This is a genomic window from Nocardioides sp. NPDC004968, from assembly GCF_040608935.1.
Classification (GTDB): Bacteria; Actinomycetota; Actinomycetes; order Propionibacteriales; family Nocardioidaceae; genus Nocardioides.
The window spans coordinates 132,267-149,525 of the sequence record NZ_JBEXJF010000007.1 but is presented as its reverse complement, the minus strand read 5'-3'; the positions used below and the strand labels follow the sequence as shown (position 1 = coordinate 149,525).

Sequence of the window (17,259 nt, the reverse complement as noted above, 5' to 3'; positions counted from 1 at the left end):
CCAGTAGCCTGACCTCATGGAGCGGCCGTGGCCGCTGACCGGCCGGGACGAGGAGCTGCGGAGGGTCGCGGCGGCGATCAGGCCCGGTGCGGCGGGCGTCATCGTTGCGGGTCCGGCGGGGGTGGGGAAGACCCGGCTCGCCCGTGAGGCGTTGGCGGCTGCCGGTCACAGAGGATCCGTCCTGTACGGCCAAGGGAGCACGGCCGCCCGGCAGTTCCCGCTCGGTGCGTTCGCCGGTCTGCTCGACGTCCCGCCCGGTGAGGCGGCCGAGACCATCGGCCGGGCGCTGGACCAGATCACCCGGCAGCTGCCGCTCGTGCTGACCGTCGACGACGCTCACCTGCTCGACGAGCACTCCGCGATCGTGGTCCACCGGGTGGTGGCCCGACGGATGGCTCCGGTGCTGATCACGCTCCGCGCCGGGGAGCCCGCGCCCGACATCGTGACCTCGCTGTGGAAGGACGAGCACCTCCCGCGCCTGGACCTGGCGCCGCTGGACGCCGAGGAGAGCACCCGGCTGATCGCCCGGGTGCTCGGCGGTCCGGTCGACACGGACTCCGCCCACCGGCTGTGGACGATGACCCAGGGCAGCCCGCTGTTCCTGCGGCACCTGCTGGCCGGGGAGCTGTCGGCGGGACGGTTCACCGCGGCGTCCGGGATCTGGCGATGGAGCAGCGAGCCGGCGATCTCGCCGGAGCTCGCCGGTCTCCTGGAGCGGGAGATCGGGGATCTTGCGACCGGGGTGCGGGACGTCGTCGACCTGGTAGCCCTGGCCGAGCCGGTGGCGGTCGCGACCCTGTCCGCGCTGACGTCGGCGGCCGACCTCGAGGAGGCGGAGGAGCGTGGGCTGGTGCGTACCGACGGGGTGGTCGCCCGGCTGGCACACCCCCTCTACGGCGAGGTACGCCGCGCCGCGATGGGCACGCTGCGTGCCCGCCGCCTCCGCGGCCGGGTGGCGCTCACCCTGGACCCGGAGCCGGACCCGATCCCCCGGGCCGTGCTGACCCTCGACTCCGACCTGCCACCGGAGCCGGCGCTGTTCCTACGGGCCGCCGAGGCCGCGACCCGGATGTACGACCTGCCGCTGGCCGAGCGGCTGGCGCGCGCGGCCGCTGCCACCGGCGACATCGCCGCCAGGGTCGTGCACGGCGCGGCGCTCTCCTGGCTCAGCCGCGGCGAGGAGGCCGAGGCGATCCACGAGGACATCGTCGCCACCGCGTCCGACCCGGGGCTGCTCGCGATGGTGCAGCTGCACCGCACCGGCAACCTGCTCTTCACGATGGCCCGGCCCGACGAGGCCCATCAGGCGCTGGCCGCAGCCGAGGCCACCGGGGCAGCCCCGGTCCACGTCGCCGCCATGGCGCTCGTCCTGGGCCTGGCGGACGGCGAGATCTCCGCCGTGCTCGCCCGGGCGCCGCAGCTGCTGCGGAGCGATCTTCCCGACGACCTGGCCGGCATCCTGGTCGCCACCTCCGCGTCCGCGGCGGCCGCCGTCACCGGTGACCGCGAGCTTCTCGACGAGGCCGCGGTCGTGGGTGGGCTGACCGCCGACCGGGTGCCGACCGTCATCCCCGGCTTCGGGCTCGCCGACTTCCAGGTGCTCGGGCACCGTCTTGCCGGCACACCGGACCGGGGCGCGGACCTGGCCCGGAGGATGCGGGCCGCATCGGCCGACCTCCCCGGGCCGGCCAGGCTCATGGGCCTCGTCGTCGCAGGTCACGCGGCCCTTGCCGAGGGTCGTCTGCTCGATGCGCTGCTCTCGCTGCGCGAGGCCTGGGCCGCGCTGGAGGGCTCCGGCCACGAGTTCCGGTTCCGGTGCCGTACGTTGCTGGCGACCGCCCTCGCACAGGCTGGTCGACCGGAGAGCGCCGCGCCGCTGCTGGCGGGCGTGGCTGCCGGGCACCATCCGGCGTACCGGCTCTATCTGCCCGACGATCGTCTCGCGCTGGCGTGGGGTGCCGCGGCCGAGGGGTGGACGACCGAGGCGATCGGCCACGCGGCCGCCGCGGCGGATCTCGCTCGCGAGGCGGGTTCGCCGGCGTACGAGGTCCTCGCCTGGCAGACCGCGGTCCAGCTCGGCGACACGACCGTGGCGCCGGCCCGTCGGCTCGCCCCGCTCGCCGGGCTGGGCCTCCGCGCCGACGCGGCTCTGGCCCATGCCCGAGCGTGGGCGGACCAGGACGGCGACGCCCTGCTCCGGGTGGCGCATGCCTGGGCCCGGCTCGGTGATCTCGTCGCCGCGGGCGACGCGGCCGCGCAGGCCGCCGAGGTCCACCGCCGCGCGGGACGGCAGGGGTCGGCCCTGACCGCGGCGAACGTCGCCGCGAAGCTGGCGGAGAGGTCGGGCGCGCGCACGCCGGCGCTGGTGGTCGCGGCCCGGCCGCTGCCGCTGACCGCCCGTGAGCGCGAGATCGCCGCCCTGGCCGCCCGAGGGTTGTCGAACAAGGACATCGCGGCGCGACTGACCCTGTCGGTGCGCACCGTCGAGGGCCACCTCTACCGGGCCGGCCACAAGCTCGGCGTCTCCGAACGAGCCGGGCTGGCCGACCCTCTCGGAGTCGAGTAGCGCACTACTCGCACCGCTCCGGCTCCAGCGGCGGATGCTGAACGCACCCGACCGAAGGAGGAGTCATGAGCACCACCTACGTACGGCCCAACGAGGGCCAGCACAGCCCGATGATCGACGGCGACCATGTCGCGAAGGCCGCCGTCAAGGACGCCCAGGGGGCCTTCGAGGTCTTCGAGGTGATCGCACCCGCCGCCCCGATGACGCCGCCGCACGTCTCGCCGTGGAGCGGGGTTCTGTACCTGCTCGAGGGCCGCATCACGGCGTATGTCGACGGTAGGTCCTACGACGTCGAGCCCGGCGGACTGGTCGTCTTCCCGGCGGGCACCCCTGGCACCTTCGAGGTCGTCGGCGACTCCGCCCGCGCTCTCGCGATCACCACCGGCGACGGCGCCGGCCGGTTCTTCGCCGACTTCGCCAGCTCCGTTCCCGCGGACCTCTCGGCCGCGGACTCGATGGCCGCGATCCTGTCGGTCACCGAGCGTCACGGCGTCGCGCTGGCCGGAACCACCCGTTGACAAAGATGGCATCGGTGTTGATCCTGTGAGACATGACAAGCGATATGTCTCACAGGATAGCCGCGTACGTTCCCCCTTCCGGACCGTCCTGGGCCGACCCGTGGCCGATGTACGCCGCGCTGCGCGAGCACGACCCGGTCCACCACGTCGCTCGGGGTGACTACTGGGTCCTGACCAGGCACGACGACGTCTTCGCGGCGGTGCGTGACCACGAGACGTACAGCTCGACCGGCGGGCTGACGACGGCTCATGACGAGCTCGAGCGGATCGGGCTGGCCGACAACCCGCCGATGGTGATGACCGATCCGCCGGCCCATACGGCGTTCCGGAAGCTGGTGAACCGCGGGTTCACGCCGAAGCAGGTCGAGGACGTGACTCCCCGGGTCACGCAGTTCGTCGTCGAGCGGGTCGAGCAGATCAGGGCAGCGGGCGGTGGCGACATCGTCACGGAGCTGTTCAAGCCGCTGCCGAGCATGGTGGTGGCCCACTACCTCGGCGTGCCCGAGGTGGACTGGGATCGGTTCGACGTGTGGACCGACGCGATCGTGACGGCCAACGCGGCACAGGACGAGAGCATCGGAGCCGGGGCCGCCGCCGAGCTGATGGGTTACTTCGCCGAGCTGATCGAGCGGCGCCGGCGGGAGCCCGGTGACGACACGGTCTCCCATCTCGTCGCTGCCGGGGAGGCAGACGACGGCGCCGGTCTGCTGCGGGTGCTCGCGTTCGCCTTCACGATGGTCGCGGGCGGCAACGACACGACGACCGGACTGCTGGGTGGTGGCCTGCCGCTGCTGGCAGACCGCCCTGACCAGCGCGAGCTCGCTCTGCAGGACGTCCCGGCCGCCGTCGAGGAGCTGCTGCGGCTCACCTCGCCCGTGCAGGGGCTCGCCCGGACCACCACCCGCGACGTCACGATTCACGACGTCACGATTCCCGCGGGGAAGAAGGTCCTGCTCTGCTACGCGGCCGCCAACCGGGATCCGCGCGCCTTCGGCGCCGACGCCGAGGAGCTCGACGTCACCCGTCGGCCCCGGCAGATCCTGACCTTCGCTCACGGGGCGCATCACTGCCTGGGTGCCGCGGCGGCCCGGATGATGGGCCGGGTGACGCTCACCGAGATACTCACCCGGATGCCGTCCTTCACCGTCGACCACGACTCCCTGCGGTGGGCGCCGGGGAGCTACGTACGCAGGCCTGTGAGTCTCCACATCGAGGTAAACGGATGAGCGAGCGCCAGCGAGTGACCTGTAAGTACTTCATCGGGCCGCGTCCGTATTCTGGCGCTCGCGCTACGGAGGTGGCCCGATGAGCTGGCTCGAGGCGGAGCGGACCGAGCTCGCCGCCGAGCGGATCCTCGACGCCGCCGGCGAGCTCTTCGTGGAGCGAGGCGTCGACAAGCCGGGCATGGACGAGGTGGCCCGCGCGGCCGGCTGCTCGCGCGCGACTCTGTATCGCTACTTCGAGAACCGGCAGGCGCTGATCTACGCCTTCGCCCATCGCGAAGCGCGGCTCATCACCAAGCAGGTCGCCCAGGTCGTGACCGCCGTGTCCGACCCCCGCCACCGAGTGGTCGAGGCCGTCGTGGCCTGCCTCGCCGCCGTGCGCGAGCGCCCCCACCTCGCCGCCTGGTACGCCGGTGACAGCACCCTGCTGCGCGAGGTGCTCCGCGACTCCCCGGTCATCCGCGGTGTCGCACAGAGCTACCTCGCCTCCGACTCGGAAGCCACCGATCCCGACCTCGCCGACTGGATCTTGCGGATCATCCTGTCGTTCCTCTCCAACCCGGGCGACGACGAAGAAGCAGAGCGCCGCCTGCTAGAGCGATTCCTCCTGTCACCGCCCGCGTAGGTCCTGTCTCACAAGTCCGTTCGCGGTGCGGCCAGCAGACCAGGACCCTGCTCGAGGCGAGTCCGGACCACGCGTCCTAACCTACGACCGCGCCTGACCACACCGTCCCCTCGAGGAGCACGACATCAACGACACGATCGACGACATCGTCGTCCGACCCCTCTCGAGCCAGGACGAGCTCGACCTGTTCCTCCGGCTCTCCTACGTGCTCGACGACGAGCTGGCTGATGACCTGGCCGAGGGGCGGCGTCGCCCCGAGTGGATGTGGGTCGCCACCAGCGGTGACCGCCTGCTTGCCCGCGCCTCGTGGTGGGGTCGACCGGGCACGACGGTGCCGGACGTCCTGGACTTCTTCGACCTCGACGACACCCTGGAAGCGGACGCGGCCATCGGGATCGGAGACCGGCTCCTGCGTACCGCGCTGGCCGCCGTCGTGCCGGCCGGTTCAACGCCCCCGGAGTACGGGCGCTACATCCCGCCCGACTGGCGGGACGATCCGGCCGCGCGACGCGTCGTCGAGTCGCGCATGTCCGTCCTCCAGGGGCTCGGGGCGACCCCGCTCGTGGAGCGTCTCCGCCTCGAGTGGCGGGCCGGCTCCCCTGTTCCGGTCCCGAGCGAGCGCCTGCGATTCCGGTCAGTGAGCGATCGTGACGAGCTCGTGGCCCTGATGGAGCCGGTCCTGCAGGGCACGCTTGACGCTCACAGCCAGGCCGACCTCGAGACGATGTCACCTGCGGACGTTGCCGCCAAGCACTTCGACGACGAGTTCGCCGGGTTCTCCAGCCCGCAGGAGTGGTGGCAGGTGGCCGAACTCGAGGACGGTGAACCAGTCGGCTTCGTCATCCCCGCCCGGAACAGCTACCACGCGATCATCGCCTACGTCGGTGTCCTGCCCGCGCATCGCGGCCATGGCTACATCGACGACCTGCTGAGCGAAGGCACGCGGATCCTCGCCGACCAGGACGTCCCGAGGATCCGGACGTCTACGGACCTCGGCAACACCCCGATGGCACAGGCCTTCGGGCGTGCCGGCTACGTCAACTTTCAGCGAGCGATCAACATGTCCTGGTCGTGACCTGACCGCACTTCTATGAAAACGTCGGCCGTTGCTGGTCGGGCGGCCCTTGCCGTGCCGACGAGCCACCGTCGAAGATGAATCGCGAGCGACCGGATCTCTCCGGGGCCGCGAGAGGAGACACATGCAGCAGGTCAAGGCCGTCATCGCCCGTGCCAAGGGGGCGCCCGTCGAGCTCGTGACGATCAACGTTCCCGAGCCAGGACCGGGCGAGGCGGTGGTGAAGATCCAGTCGTGCGGGGTGTGCCACACCGACCTCCACTACCGGGAGGGCGGGATCAACGACGAGTTCCCGTTCCTGCTGGGTCACGAGGCCGCCGGGATCGTCGAGGCGGTGGGTCCGGACGTGACCGACGTGGCGCCGGGCGACTTCGTGGTGCTCAACTGGCGCGCGGTCTGCGGCAGCTGCCGGGCGTGCAAGCGCGGTGAGCCGCAGTACTGCTTCGCCACGTTCAACGCCACCCAGAAGATGACGCTCGAGGACGGCACGGAGCTCTCGCCCGCGCTGGGCATCGGCGCCTTCGCGGAGAAGACGCTGGTCGCGGCGGGTCAGTGCACGAAGGTCGACCCGGAGGCCCGGCCCGCCGCTGTCGGCCTGCTCGGCTGTGGCGTGATGGCCGGTATCGGTGCCGCCATCAACACCGGCGGCGCGACCCGCGGGAGGTCGGTGGCCGTCATCGGGTGCGGCGGTGTCGGAGTGGCCGCGATCGCCGGTGCGGCGCTGGCCGGGTCGAGCCCGGTCATCGCCGTCGACATCGACGCCAAGAAGCTGGAGCGCGCCGCGGCCATGGGCGCGACGCACACCGTGGACTCCTCGCAGACCGACCCGGTCGAGGAGATCCGGCGGATCTGCTCGGAGACGTACGAAGGTGCCGAAGGCGCCGACATCGTCGTCGAGGCGGTCGGACGCCCGGAGACCTGGAAGCAGGCCTTCTACGCCCGCGACCTGGCCGGCACCGTCGTGCTCGTCGGCGTGCCCACGCCCGACATGTCGGTGCCTGAGATCCCGCTCCTGGACGTCTTCGGCCGCGGTGGCGCACTCAAGTCCAGCTGGTACGGCGACTGCCTCCCCAGCCGCGACTTCCCGATGCTGGTCGACCTCTATCGCCAGGGGCGTCTCGACCTGGACGCCTTCGTGAGCGAGGAGATCGGGATCGGCGACATCGAGGCTGCCTTCGAGAAGATGCACCGGGGCGAGGTCCTGCGCTCGGTGGTGGTGCTCTGATGGCCGTACGTGTGGACCACGGCGTCACGAGCGGCACCTTCAGCCTCGACGGCGAGACGCACCAAGTGGACAACAACGTCTGGGTGGTCGGTGACGACCAGGAGTGTCTGGTCATCGACGCACCGCACTCGGTGGAGGACATCTTGGCGGTGGTGGACGGTCGCCGCGTGAAGGCGATCGTCTGCACCCACGCCCACGACGACCACGTACGCGTGGCGCCGGCACTGCGGGAGGCCGTTCGGGCCCCGATCCTGCTGCATCCTGAGGACCGGCCGTTGTGGGAGCTCACCCACCCCGATGAGCTGTGGGACGCGGACCTCTCCGACGGCCAGGTCATCGAGATCGGCGACACCTCTGTGACCGTCCTGCACACGCCGGGTCACGCGCCCGGGGCGGTCTGTCTGTCGGTGCCGTCGCTGGGATGCGTCTTCACCGGCGACACCCTGTTCCAGGGTGGTCCCGGGGCGACCGGGCGCTCCTTCAGCGACCGGCCAACCATCGAGTCGTCGATCCGGGCCAAGCTGTTCACGCTTCCCGGCGAGACGGTCGTCCACACCGGGCACGGCGACGACACCACGATCGCCGCCGAGGCCTCCGGCCTGGGCTGATCAGCGTTCGGCGGCCGCGAACTCCGCGCGCATCCAGGCGCACCACTCCAATGCCGTACGCCGTGACCGGATGCCTCCTTCGAGGGTGATCCGCGTGGCGAACAGCGGGTTCGAAGGGTCGCGGACGCCGGGACGGTCGGCGATCTCGGCCAGCTCCTCGAGATAGCGGGCGAGTACGCCCTGATGGACCGCCTCGAGCCGGCCGACCAGCTCGGTGGCGGCGTCGGGCTCGACGGTCCAGATCGACCACAGCCGGAGGATTTCCAGGTCACGGACCGGCTGGGGCTCGAGGTCGCCGACGACCCATGCCGCCAGAGCGTCCCGACCGGTCTCGGTGATCCGGTAGCGCTTCGTCGGCCTGGGGCCGGCTCCCTCGATGACCTCGTGCTCGACCAGCCCGGCGGCGTCGAGACGGTTCAGCTCCGGGTATATCTGGGAGTGGCGGGCGGTCCAGAAGTAGCCGATCGGCTGCCGCATCCGCTGCGCGACCTCGTAGCCGGTGCTCGCCCGCCGTGCCAGCAGGCCGAGGATCGCGAAGCCGAGGTTGGAAGCGGTCACCTCGGGGTCTTTCATATGTCAATATTGACATATGCGGAGCGTGAAGGGCGTAGCGGCCGGGGCGGCGATCCTCGGCGTGGTGCTGGCCGGGTGCGGTGCGGAGAACGGTGCCGAGGGGGATGGTGGGCCGGGCTCGGCGAAGGAGTCGGGCCCCGTGCTGCCGACGGACGGCCCCTATATCGAGGGCGAGCTCGGCGGCTGTTTCCTGCCGGAGACCGACGCCGGGGTGGAACCGATGCAGGTCGCCGGCAAGGACCTCGAGCTGCCGGCCATCCGCTTCTCCCCTCCGGACGGCCAGGATCCGTCGGCGGTGCTGGTGATGCTCCACCAGACCGACGGAGACCGCTGCGGCTGGGGCGACTTCGCGATCCTGGCGGCCCTCCAGGGCGTCGCCGGCCTCTCCTTCGACCTTTGCGGCTATGGCGATGCCGACTGCGGGATCAAGGATCCCGACGACCCGGTGCCGCAGGTGCAGGCCGTTCTGAGCGAGGTCGCGAAGCATTGGCCGGATGCGCCGGTCGTGCTTGTCGGTGCCTCGATGGGAGGCAGCCAGACCGTACGGGCCGTCGCCGCCGGCGTGGACGTCGACGGCTGGGTGGACCTGTCGGGGCCGTCGAACTGGGCCGGTGTCGACCTGGCCTCGGTCGCCGACTCGATCAGCACGCCTGGCCTGATCGCCATCGCCGAGGACACCGACGGTGCCGAGGAGGCCGACGCCGCCCAGGCGCTGGCGCAGGCCACGTCCTCGGAGTTCGTCCCCGCCGAGGCAGGGCACGGCTGGGAGCTGGTGGTCGAGGAGGGCCGGCTCTCGCCGCTCGGCCAGCAGGTCCTCACGTACGCCACGAGTTGACCTCGGCTGGCGATCAGAGACCGACCTCGCGGTCCAGTCGGGCGATCTGGCCGTCGGCGAGGGCCAGCAACGGTGACCCGGACGGCAGCAGGGTCCGGAGCCGGAGCCACATCTCGTAGTCGTCGGCGCCCCACGCCGACCTGGTCCAGGTCGAGACCAGGTCGGGCTGACCCGACTGCAGCACCGCCGCCCGCAGCTGCTGCGCCAGGGTCTCGCGGAGCCGGACCACGCCCGGCGCGACCGAGCGCGGCAGGATCGGGCCGCGATAGCAGCGGAGAGCTCCGGCGACGTCGCCCACCGCGAGCTGTGCCTCGACGCCCAGCCAGTCTCCGGTCACCTCGGTCGTGAGCCGGTAGGGCCGGGAGGCGAGGAACTCCTCCCCGAGCAGGTTGCGCAGGCGGTTCAGCTCGGCGCGGAGCGTCGAGGAGCCGCCGTCGTCCTCGTACAGGAGGACCGCGAGCTCGTCGCCCGAGAGGCCGCGCGGGGCGCTCGCGAGGAGCAGGAAGATCTCGCTGTGGCGGGGGGAGAGCCGCAGCTGCGCGCGATGCCCACGGCCGTCGTCGATCGAGAGCAGCAGGTCCTGACGGCCCAGGGTCTCCACGGCGATGCGTGCCCAGCCGGGCCGGGTCTCGGGCTGTCTCGGCAGGAGCTGCTCGCGAGCGAGCTCGGACTCCGCGAGTCTCGCGGCGGCGCGCACCATCGCCATCGTCTGGGGTACGACGATGGAGTCACCTCCGGTGATGTCGAGGACCCCGAGCAGGCGGGAGTCGCCCGGGTCGTGGATCGGGGTCGCGGCGCAGCTCCACTGCTGCACCGACCGCCGGAAGTGCTCGGCGGCGACGACGCTGGTCGGGCGCTCGAGCCTCAGCGCGAGCCCGGGTGCGTTCGTGCCGGCGAGGCGCTCGTCCCAGTTGCTCCCCTCGACGAAGCCGATCCGCTCGGCGCGCCGGAGCGCCGCCGGAGCACCGCACACCCAGAGCAGCTGACCGGCCTCGTCCGAGACGGCCATGATCGCGTCGCAGTCGCGCGCCGCCTGCCCGAGCACGTCGTCGAGGAGAGGGAACACACGAGCCAGCGGATGGGCGGCGCGTACGTCCTGGAGCTGGTCCTCGGGGAGGGTGATCGGCGCGTGCGCGTCGTCTGCGGTCACCCCGGCGGCAGCCGACCGGTGCCACGAGTCCGCCACGGCTGCGCGCATGGAGGGGCTCTGTTCCGTCTCGCTCATCCCGACCTCCTCTGACGATCAGGGTCACATTCAAAGGTTGCATTCACGTTGCATCCGTCGATCTCGTCCACGTCCGGTGACCGCAACGTTGCTGCAACCTCGACGTTTCTAGCGTCTGTGACCACGCTCACATCCCAACGCCTGAACTGCCTGAGGAGAAATCCCGATGACCGTATACACAGCTCCCGGCCAGCCCGACTCGCTGGTCACCGTCCAAGGCCGCTACGGCCACTACATCGGTGGCGCCTGGGTCGACCCGGTCAAGGGTGCCTACTTCGAGAACATCTCGCCGGTGAACGGCAAGCCTTTCACCGAGATCGCCCGGGGCACGGCCGAGGACATCGAGGCCGCCCTGGACGCCGCACATGCTGCCGCTCCGTCGTGGGGGAAGACCTCGACGACGGAACGGGCCAACATCCTGCTCAAGATCGCCGACGTGATGGAGGAGAACCTCACCGCGATCGCCGTCGCCGAGACCTGGGAGAACGGCAAGCCGGTCCGCGAGACGCTGGCCGCCGACATCCCGCTCGCCATCGACCACTTCCGCTACTTCGCCGGCGTGCTGCGTGCCCAGGAGGGCACGATCGGTGAGATCGACGAGAACACCGTGGCGTACCACTTCCACGAGCCGCTGGGCGTCGTCGGCCAGATCATCCCGTGGAACTTCCCGATCCTGATGGCGGTCTGGAAGCTCGCCCCGGCGCTCGCCGCGGGCAACTGCGTGGTCCTGAAGCCGGCCGAGCAGACGCCCTGGTCGATCCTCAAACTGGTCGAGCTCGTCGGCGACCTGCTGCCCGCCGGCGTACTCAACGTCGTCAACGGCTTCGGCGTCGAGGCCGGCAAGCCGCTGGCCTCCTCGCCGCGCGTCGCCAAGGTCGCCTTCACCGGTGAGACCACCACCGGCCGCCTGATCATGCAGTACGCCAGCCAGAACATCATCCCGGTGACCCTGGAGCTCGGCGGCAAGAGCCCGAACATCTTCTTCGACTCCGTCGCCGCCGAGAAGGACGCCTTCTACGACAAGGCACTCGAGGGCTTCACGATGTTCGCCCTCAACCAGGGCGAGGTCTGCACCTGTCCGTCGCGTGCGCTCGTCCAGCGCTCGATGTACTCCGACTTCGTCGGCGACGCCATCGCCCGGGTCGAGAAGATCAAGCAGGGCAACCCGCTCGACGACACCACGATGATCGGCGCCCAGGCCAGCAACGACCAGCTCGAGAAGATCCTGTCCTACATCGAGATCGGCAAGGACGAGGGCGCCAAGGTCCTCACCGGTGGCGAGCGGACCATCCTCGAGGGCGACCTCGCCGAGGGCTACTACGTACAGCCGACCGTCTTCGAGGGCGACAACTCGATGCGGATCTTCCAGGAGGAGATCTTCGGACCGGTCGTGTCGCTGACCGGCTTCGACGACGAGGCCGACGCCCTCAAGGTCGCCAACGACACCCTGTACGGCCTCGGCGCCGGCGTCTGGTCGCGCGACGGGTCCCAGGCCTTCCGCGCCGGCAAGGAGATCAAGGCCGGCAGGGTCTGGACGAACTGCTACCACGCCTACCCGGCCCACGCGGCCTTCGGCGGCTACAAGCAGTCCGGCATCGGTCGCGAGACCCACAAGATGATGCTGGACCACTACCAGCAGACCAAGAACCTGCTCGTCAGCTACAGCCCCGACGCACTCGGGTTCTTCTGATGAGCGCGACCCACGCCCCCTCCCTTCCGGCGCGGGTCGCCGTGACCGACGGGGCGGCGGACCTTCTCCGCCGCCTCGTCGGTATCCACGGGCCGGTCATGTTCCACCAGTCCGGTGGATGCTGCGACGGCTCCGCCCCGATGTGCTACCCGAGCGGCGACTTCATGCTCGGCGACGCCGACATCCACCTGGGCGACCTGGACATCGGGCTGGACCAGAAGGTGCCGGTCTGGATGTCGCGCTCGCAGTTCGAGTACTGGTCGCACACCCACCTCACCATCGACGTCGTCCCCGGACGCGGCGCCGGCTTCTCCCTGGAGGCGCCCGAGGGCGTGCGGTTCCTGATCCGGTCGCGACTGTTCACAGACGATGAGGCCGCGGTGCTCGGGTAGCGCGCCGCGACCAGCCGTGCGCGAGGTGGTTCGCTCCCTCTAGGTGCCGGATCCGGCGATCAGCAGAACATAGGCTCCTGAGCATGGACCATCGGGTGTTGTTGATCGTCGGGGTGGCGCTGGCGATCATGATCGCGGCGTCGGTGTTCGCGCGGCGTACGGGAGTGGCGGCGCCGCTGCTGCTCGTGGGGCTCGGGATCGGGGCGAGCTATCTGCCGGGGGCGCCGGAGATCGAGCTCGATCCGGAATGGATCCTGGCCGGCGTACTGCCGCCGTTGCTCTACTCCTCGGCCGTCAACCTGCCGGTGATCGACTTCCGGCGGAACCTCCGGCTGATCACCTGGCTCTCGGTCGTGATGGTGATCGTCTCGGCGCTGGTGATCGGGGCGGTCGTCCACTGGCTGTTCCCGGAGATCTCCTTCCCGCTCGCGGTCGCGCTCGGCGCGGTCGTCAGTCCCACCGACGCGGTCGCGGCGACGGCTATCGGGCGCCGGGTCGGGCTGCCGCCGCGGGTGATGACCGTGTTGGAGGGCGAGAGCCTGGTCAACGACGCCTCCGCCCTCGTCGTCCTCCGGACGGCGGTCGCGGGGATCGCGGCGGCCAGCTCCTTCTCGGTGGGACGTACGGCTCTGGAGTTCGGCTGGGCGGTGCTGGGGGCGCTCGTGATCGGCGGCATCGTCGGCTGGCTCACGGTGCTGCTCCGCCAGCGCCTGGACGACCCGGTGCTCAACACGACGATCTCGTTCGCGGTGCCGTTCATCGCCTACTTCCCCGCCGAGGAGCTGAACGCGTCCGGAGTGCTCGCCGTCGTCGTCGCCGGGCTGGTCACCGGCGGGCTCGGCAGCCGCCGGTTCAGCGCCCGCGACCGGCAGACCCAGGCGACCACCTGGACGACGTTCAACTTCATCCTGGAGAGCGGCGTCTTCCTGGCGATGGGCTACCAGCTGCCCGGGCTCGTCGACGCCGCCCGCGGCGAGACCACTCTGGGCCAGATGGCCGGGCTGGTCCTGATCGTGGTCGGCCTGCTCGTCGCGCTCCGGTTCCTCGGGCTCGCCGGGCCTGCGCTCCGGGACCGGGAGGAGAACAAGGAAGAGGTACGCACCCGCCTCGACCAGTTCGAGGAGAAGCTCGACTCGCTGACCCCCGTCGACGACCGGGAGGACGCCCGGATCACCTCGGCCCGGCGGCGACTGGCGCGGGGCCGGGCGGACATCGACTTCGAGGAGCGCGAGCCGATCACCAGGCGTGGCTTCCTGATCATCGGCTGGGCCGGGATGCGTGGCGTCGTCACGGTCGCCGCCGCCCACACCATCCCGGCCGGCACCTCCCACCGGGCGACCGTGGTGCTCGCCGCCTTCCTGGTAGCGCTCATCACGCTCGTGCTCTTCGGTCTCACCCTCCCGGCGGTCATCCGCCGGATGCGCTTCCCGGGTGAGTCGTCGGCGGACCGTCACGACGCGTTCCGGGCGCTGCTCCGCCAGGTCGGCGAGGATGCGATCGACAACCTCGGACCGCTCGAGTCGCAGACCATCGACGGCGAGCCGATCGACCCCCAGCTGGTGACGAAGCTCAAGGACCGCATCCTTCCGCGGGTGCTCGCGGGCGTACGAGACGCGCCCAGCATCAGGCCAGACGTGATGGAGCAGACGGTGATCCTGCAGCTGCGCTACCTGGACGCGATGCGCGACGCGCTCGCCGCCGAGCGCAGCATCGGCGCCTACGGCTCTCACACCTACCGGAAGGTCGAGGCGATCCTCGACGACATGGAGAGGCGGCTCGACGCGAGCTGAGCGGCCCGGCCGGTCAGCTCTGGCGGGCGTCGTAGCGTCGGCGCTCGTCCTCGATCCGGGGGTTGTGCCGGATCGCCCACTCGGCCAGTCTCACCGCCGGCCCGACGAGCGTCCTGCCCATCTCGGTCAGCTCGTACTCCACCCGTGGAGGCACCTCCGGATAGCTCGTACGCGCCACCAGACCGTCGCGCTCCAGATGGCGGAGCGTGAGGGTGAGCATGCGCTGCGAGATCCCTGGCACGCGCGTCTTGAGGTCGCCGAACCGGGCTCGTCCGCCGTCGAGGGTGGCGATCACCAGCAGGCTCCACTTGTCACCGATGCGGTCCAGGATGCCGCGGATCGCGCGGCCGCCGTCTCCCCTGATCAGGCAGGCCTTCTCGTAATCCGACATCGCACTCCCTCTGTCGCTCGGGCACACCCATGTGCCTTTTGTACGCCTCCCGGAACCCGGCCATGCTGGTTCTCGATCGGTTAGTTACTCATCGTAACCAAGGAGTTCGACATGGTGGTCGCGTATTGGATCGTCGCCGGCTTGCTGGCGGCCTTCTACCTGTACTCGGGTGGGATCAAGGTCGTTCGGAGCCAGGAGCAGCTGGCGCCCATGATGGCGTGGGCCGGCACCGCGATCCCGATGGCCGGTGTCAGGGCCATCGGTGTGGTCGAGGTCGCCGGTGCGCTGGGGCTGATCCTTCCGCCGCTGACCGGTATCGCCCCGAGCCTGGCCGTCTGGGCGGCCGGAGGTCTGGCGCTCGTGCAGGTGCTCGCGGCGCTCTTCCACCTCTCGCGCGGCGAGAGGGGCGACCTGTGGCTCAACGCGGTCCTGGCGGTGGTCGCGCTCGCCACGCTGGTCCTGGCCACTCGCCGGTGATCGTCGCTGGCCGTGGTCAGACGGTCTCGAAGCCGGCCATCATCGCCATGTCCTCGTGCTCCAGGTTGTGGCAGTGGATGAGGAACCTGCCGGCGTACTTCTCGAACTTCACCCTGACCCGGACGGCCTCGTAGGGGCGTACGTCGACGGTGTCCTTCCAGCCGAGGTCCATCGGACCCGGTCCGCGGTTGCCGCGCCGCAGGACCTGGAAGGGCGAGAGATGCACGTGGACGGGGTGGTGCGCGTCGGTGAAGAACTCCCAGATCTCGGTGGACTCCAGCGGCACCTTGGCCTGCGGGACCGCCGGGTCGAACGGCTTGCCGTTGATCCCCCAGCCCCGTCGGCCGTGCACGCTCGCCTTGCGGAAATGCCACCTGCGGACGACGGCGCCCTCGGGCTTCTCGGGCTCGGGTACGTCGGCCAGCCGCCGCGGGATCTGGACATCGTCGGCCGCGCGCCGGGCGATGCGGAACCGCATCACCTGAGCGGTCCGGCCGGTGCCGAGACCGTTGCGCATCTCGACTGTCGTCCCCGGCGCGAGCGAGCGGAAGTCGACGACGACGTCGAACCGCTCGCCGGAGGCCATCGTGATCTCGCCGTGCTCGACCGGGGCTGCGAGCAGCCCGCCGTCGGAGCCGATCTGGGTGAACGTCACCGGCTGCCCGTCGGAGGTCCGCAGGCTCAGTGCGTAGCGGCGCGCGTTGGAGGCGTTGAGCAGCCGCAGCCGATACTGCGCCGCCTCGACCTCCGCCTCGGGCCACGGGGCACCGTTGACGAGGATGACGTCGCCGAGCACGCCGGCCATGTAGCGGTCCTCGACCCCGGGCTCGCCGAGAAGCTCCGGGTCGAGCGCGGGATAGCGCAGCGTGCCGTCCTCGTCGAAGGCCCGGTCGGCGATCATCAGCGGGATCTCCCGCTCGCCCCGTGGCAACGAGAGCGCCTCCTCCTCGTCGTCGCGGATGATGTGGAAACCGGCCAGCCCACGCCACACCTGCGGGCCGGTGAAGTCCATTCGATGGTCGTGGTACCAAAGCGTCGTCGCGGGCTGCTCGAGCGGATAGCGGTAGTCCCGCTTTCCTGTCGTGACCAGCGCCTTCGGGTCGGCCATGGCCTCGTGAGCGCCGTGACCGTCCCCGTGACCGGCATGCTGGGCGTGGTGCGACTCGAAGCCCGGCGGGACCAGAAGGTCCGTCGGCCAGCCGTCGCTCTTCGCCGGGGTGTGCCCGCCGTGGAGATGAGTCGCGGTCGGCAGTGTGAGGGAGTTGGTGTGGCGTACGGTCACGGCCTCGTCGCGGCGGGTCTCCAACGTCGGCCCGGGGAAGACCCCGTCGTACGTCATCATCTCGGTCCGCAGCCCGGGCAGGATCTCCACCGAGGCGGTGCGCTGAGAGATCTCGATCATCTCGCCCGAAGGCCGCTTGACCGGCGGCAACGGCAACGGAGTCGCGTACGCCTTCGGCAGCCGTGCCGCGCTGCGCAGGATCCGTCCGGTCTGCTCGGGGGCCTCGCCGCACGCGACCAGCGATCCGGCGACCGGGGCAGCCAGTCCGGCGCCGAGAAGAGTGCGTCGCCCGATCCTCATCCCCGAACCTCCCGCGGGCCGCCGGCGCCGCGGCGCAGGGCGGCGATGGCCACGGCCACCGCGATGCCGACGGTGAGGACACCGACCGGGACGTGCAGCTGGAGGACCCGGGTGTAGCCGAGGATCGCCTGGACGTGGATGAGGAAGAAGAGCGCGACCGACCAGATGAGGAACCACCAGCGCCCGTGCATCGCCACGACGGCGCCCGCGGCGACCGGCAGCAGCAGGCCGAGGCCCTGCAGCGCGACCGCGCCCGCGGAGTGGAGGCCCAGCGCCTCGAAGGTGCCGGCGAAGTAGGAGCCGATGAAGATCGGTTGCCCGATCGCGAAGAGCGCGGTCAGAACCGCGACGGCTCGGAAGCAGAAGAGGCTGACGCGTGGTCGGCGCTCGCGTGGTGGCGGCGCGGTCGGGATCTCGGTGGTGGTCACATCTCGACAATAGGTAGCCGAGGTACGTATGGCGTC

At 70.8% G+C, this 17,259-nt stretch carries 17 protein-coding genes; 12 read left to right on the top strand and 5 right to left on the bottom strand.

Annotation, left to right across the window (positions count from 1 at the left end; genetic code table 11):
* Positions 1-16: 16 nt before the first annotated feature.
* The 7 genes from ABZU72_RS10630 (at position 17) to ABZU72_RS10600 (ending at position 7,840) form a co-directional block, all read left to right on the top strand.
* A complete protein-coding gene (locus tag ABZU72_RS10630) occupies positions 17-2,566 on the top strand; it encodes a LuxR C-terminal-related transcriptional regulator (RefSeq protein WP_355018830.1) in 2,550 nt (849 codons plus the stop codon).
* 65 nt (positions 2,567-2,631) lie between these two features.
* Entirely contained in the window at positions 2,632-3,084 is a 453-nt protein-coding gene (locus tag ABZU72_RS10625) for a cupin domain-containing protein (RefSeq protein WP_355018829.1), read from the top strand.
* Positions 3,085-3,128: 44 nt separating this feature from the next.
* Positions 3,129-4,310, top strand: coding sequence for a cytochrome P450 (locus tag ABZU72_RS10620; RefSeq protein WP_355018828.1), 1,182 nt, complete (start codon positions 3,129-3,131; stop codon positions 4,308-4,310).
* 79 nt (positions 4,311-4,389) lie between these two features.
* Positions 4,390-4,932 carry a helix-turn-helix domain-containing protein gene (locus ABZU72_RS10615; RefSeq protein ID WP_355018827.1) on the top strand — a complete coding sequence of 181 codons (543 nt, stop codon included), beginning with the start codon at positions 4,390-4,392 and terminating at the stop codon, positions 4,930-4,932.
* A 205-nt stretch (positions 4,933-5,137) separates the two neighbouring features.
* The gene (locus tag ABZU72_RS10610; protein ID WP_355018826.1) at positions 5,138-6,007 is read left to right on the top strand and encodes a GNAT family N-acetyltransferase; all 870 of its coding nucleotides are present in this window, start codon (positions 5,138-5,140) and stop codon (positions 6,005-6,007) included.
* A 124-nt stretch (positions 6,008-6,131) separates the two neighbouring features.
* Complete coding sequence (locus ABZU72_RS10605; protein ID WP_355018825.1) at positions 6,132-7,232, top strand: S-(hydroxymethyl)mycothiol dehydrogenase; 1,101 nt, start codon at positions 6,132-6,134, stop codon at positions 7,230-7,232.
* Positions 7,232-7,840: an MBL fold metallo-hydrolase gene (locus tag ABZU72_RS10600; RefSeq protein WP_355018824.1), complete on the top strand. Its 609-nt coding sequence runs from the start codon at positions 7,232-7,234 to the stop codon at positions 7,838-7,840. Before ABZU72_RS10605 ends, ABZU72_RS10600 begins: the two co-directional genes overlap by 1 nt.
* Here ABZU72_RS10600 and ABZU72_RS10595 read toward each other — a convergent pair whose 3' ends face one another.
* Positions 7,841-8,413 carry a PadR family transcriptional regulator gene (locus ABZU72_RS10595; protein ID WP_355018823.1) on the bottom strand — a complete coding sequence of 191 codons (573 nt, stop codon included), beginning with the start codon at positions 8,411-8,413 and terminating at the stop codon, positions 7,841-7,843.
* A 16-nt stretch (positions 8,414-8,429) separates the two neighbouring features.
* Here ABZU72_RS10595 and ABZU72_RS10590 point away from each other — a divergent pair, with 16 nt between their 5' ends.
* A complete protein-coding gene (locus ABZU72_RS10590; RefSeq protein ID WP_355018822.1) occupies positions 8,430-9,248 on the top strand; it encodes a hypothetical protein in 819 nt (272 codons plus the stop codon).
* A 13-nt stretch (positions 9,249-9,261) separates the two neighbouring features.
* Here ABZU72_RS10590 and ABZU72_RS10585 read toward each other — a convergent pair whose 3' ends face one another.
* Positions 9,262-10,473, bottom strand: a complete 1,212-nt coding sequence (locus ABZU72_RS10585) for a GAF domain-containing protein (RefSeq protein WP_355018821.1) — start codon at positions 10,471-10,473, stop codon at positions 9,262-9,264.
* A gap of 166 nt (positions 10,474-10,639) precedes the next feature.
* On the opposite strand from ABZU72_RS10585, the gene ABZU72_RS10580 reads away from it, so the two are divergent.
* The 3 genes from ABZU72_RS10580 to ABZU72_RS10570 all read left to right on the top strand — a co-directional run bounded on the left by ABZU72_RS10580 (position 10,640) and on the right by ABZU72_RS10570 (position 14,345).
* Complete coding sequence (locus ABZU72_RS10580; protein ID WP_355018820.1) at positions 10,640-12,163, top strand: aldehyde dehydrogenase family protein; 1,524 nt, start codon at positions 10,640-10,642, stop codon at positions 12,161-12,163.
* Positions 12,163-12,555, top strand: coding sequence for a DUF779 domain-containing protein (locus ABZU72_RS10575; RefSeq protein ID WP_355018819.1), 393 nt, complete (start codon positions 12,163-12,165; stop codon positions 12,553-12,555). The genes ABZU72_RS10580 and ABZU72_RS10575 overlap by 1 nt, the downstream gene beginning before the upstream one ends.
* An 83-nt stretch (positions 12,556-12,638) precedes the next feature.
* Positions 12,639-14,345, top strand: a complete 1,707-nt coding sequence (locus tag ABZU72_RS10570; protein ID WP_355018818.1) for a sodium:proton antiporter — start codon at positions 12,639-12,641, stop codon at positions 14,343-14,345.
* A gap of 13 nt (positions 14,346-14,358) precedes the next feature.
* Here ABZU72_RS10570 and ABZU72_RS10565 read toward each other — a convergent pair whose 3' ends face one another.
* Positions 14,359-14,736, bottom strand: a complete 378-nt coding sequence (locus ABZU72_RS10565) for a helix-turn-helix domain-containing protein (protein ID WP_355018817.1) — start codon at positions 14,734-14,736, stop codon at positions 14,359-14,361.
* Between the two features lie 111 nt (positions 14,737-14,847).
* Here ABZU72_RS10565 and ABZU72_RS10560 point away from each other — a divergent pair, with 111 nt between their 5' ends.
* On the top strand, positions 14,848-15,213 hold the full coding sequence (locus tag ABZU72_RS10560) for a DoxX family protein (protein ID WP_355018816.1): 366 nt from the start codon (positions 14,848-14,850) through the stop codon (positions 15,211-15,213).
* Positions 15,214-15,229: 16 nt separating this feature from the next.
* Here the strand turns inward: ABZU72_RS10560 and ABZU72_RS10555 are convergent, their stop codons facing one another.
* Both ABZU72_RS10555 and ABZU72_RS10550 read right to left on the bottom strand, forming a co-directional pair.
* Positions 15,230-16,795 (bottom strand): multicopper oxidase domain-containing protein, encoded by a 1,566-nt coding sequence (locus ABZU72_RS10555; protein WP_355018815.1) that lies wholly within the window; start codon positions 16,793-16,795, stop codon positions 15,230-15,232.
* Positions 16,792-17,223, bottom strand: coding sequence for a hypothetical protein (locus ABZU72_RS10550; RefSeq protein WP_355018814.1), 432 nt, complete (start codon positions 17,221-17,223; stop codon positions 16,792-16,794). Before ABZU72_RS10550 ends, ABZU72_RS10555 begins: the two co-directional genes overlap by 4 nt.
* Between the last annotated feature and the right edge of the window lie 36 nt (positions 17,224-17,259).

Coding starts and splice junctions, on each gene's coding strand:
- ABZU72_RS10630 (WP_355018830.1), top strand. CDS start 17: ATGGAGCGGCCGTGGCCGCTGACCGGCCGGGACGAGGAGCTGCGGAGG.
- ABZU72_RS10590 (WP_355018822.1), top strand. CDS start 8,430: ATGCGGAGCGTGAAGGGCGTAGCGGCCGGGGCGGCGATCCTCGGCGTG.
- ABZU72_RS10595 (WP_355018823.1), bottom strand. CDS start 8,413: ATGAAAGACCCCGAGGTGACCGCTTCCAACCTCGGCTTCGCGATCCTC.
- ABZU72_RS10580 (WP_355018820.1), top strand. CDS start 10,640: ATGACCGTATACACAGCTCCCGGCCAGCCCGACTCGCTGGTCACCGTC.
- ABZU72_RS10570 (WP_355018818.1), top strand. CDS start 12,639: ATGGACCATCGGGTGTTGTTGATCGTCGGGGTGGCGCTGGCGATCATG.
- ABZU72_RS10585 (WP_355018821.1), bottom strand. CDS start 10,473: ATGAGCGAGACGGAACAGAGCCCCTCCATGCGCGCAGCCGTGGCGGAC.
- ABZU72_RS10555 (WP_355018815.1), bottom strand. CDS start 16,795: ATGAGGATCGGGCGACGCACTCTTCTCGGCGCCGGACTGGCTGCCCCG.
- ABZU72_RS10615 (WP_355018827.1), top strand. CDS start 4,390: ATGAGCTGGCTCGAGGCGGAGCGGACCGAGCTCGCCGCCGAGCGGATC.
- ABZU72_RS10575 (WP_355018819.1), top strand. CDS start 12,163: ATGAGCGCGACCCACGCCCCCTCCCTTCCGGCGCGGGTCGCCGTGACC.
- ABZU72_RS10600 (WP_355018824.1), top strand. CDS start 7,232: ATGGCCGTACGTGTGGACCACGGCGTCACGAGCGGCACCTTCAGCCTC.
- ABZU72_RS10625 (WP_355018829.1), top strand. CDS start 2,632: ATGAGCACCACCTACGTACGGCCCAACGAGGGCCAGCACAGCCCGATG.
- ABZU72_RS10560 (WP_355018816.1), top strand. CDS start 14,848: ATGGTGGTCGCGTATTGGATCGTCGCCGGCTTGCTGGCGGCCTTCTAC.
- ABZU72_RS10565 (WP_355018817.1), bottom strand. CDS start 14,736: ATGTCGGATTACGAGAAGGCCTGCCTGATCAGGGGAGACGGCGGCCGC.
- ABZU72_RS10605 (WP_355018825.1), top strand. CDS start 6,132: ATGCAGCAGGTCAAGGCCGTCATCGCCCGTGCCAAGGGGGCGCCCGTC.
- ABZU72_RS10620 (WP_355018828.1), top strand. CDS start 3,129: ATGTCTCACAGGATAGCCGCGTACGTTCCCCCTTCCGGACCGTCCTGG.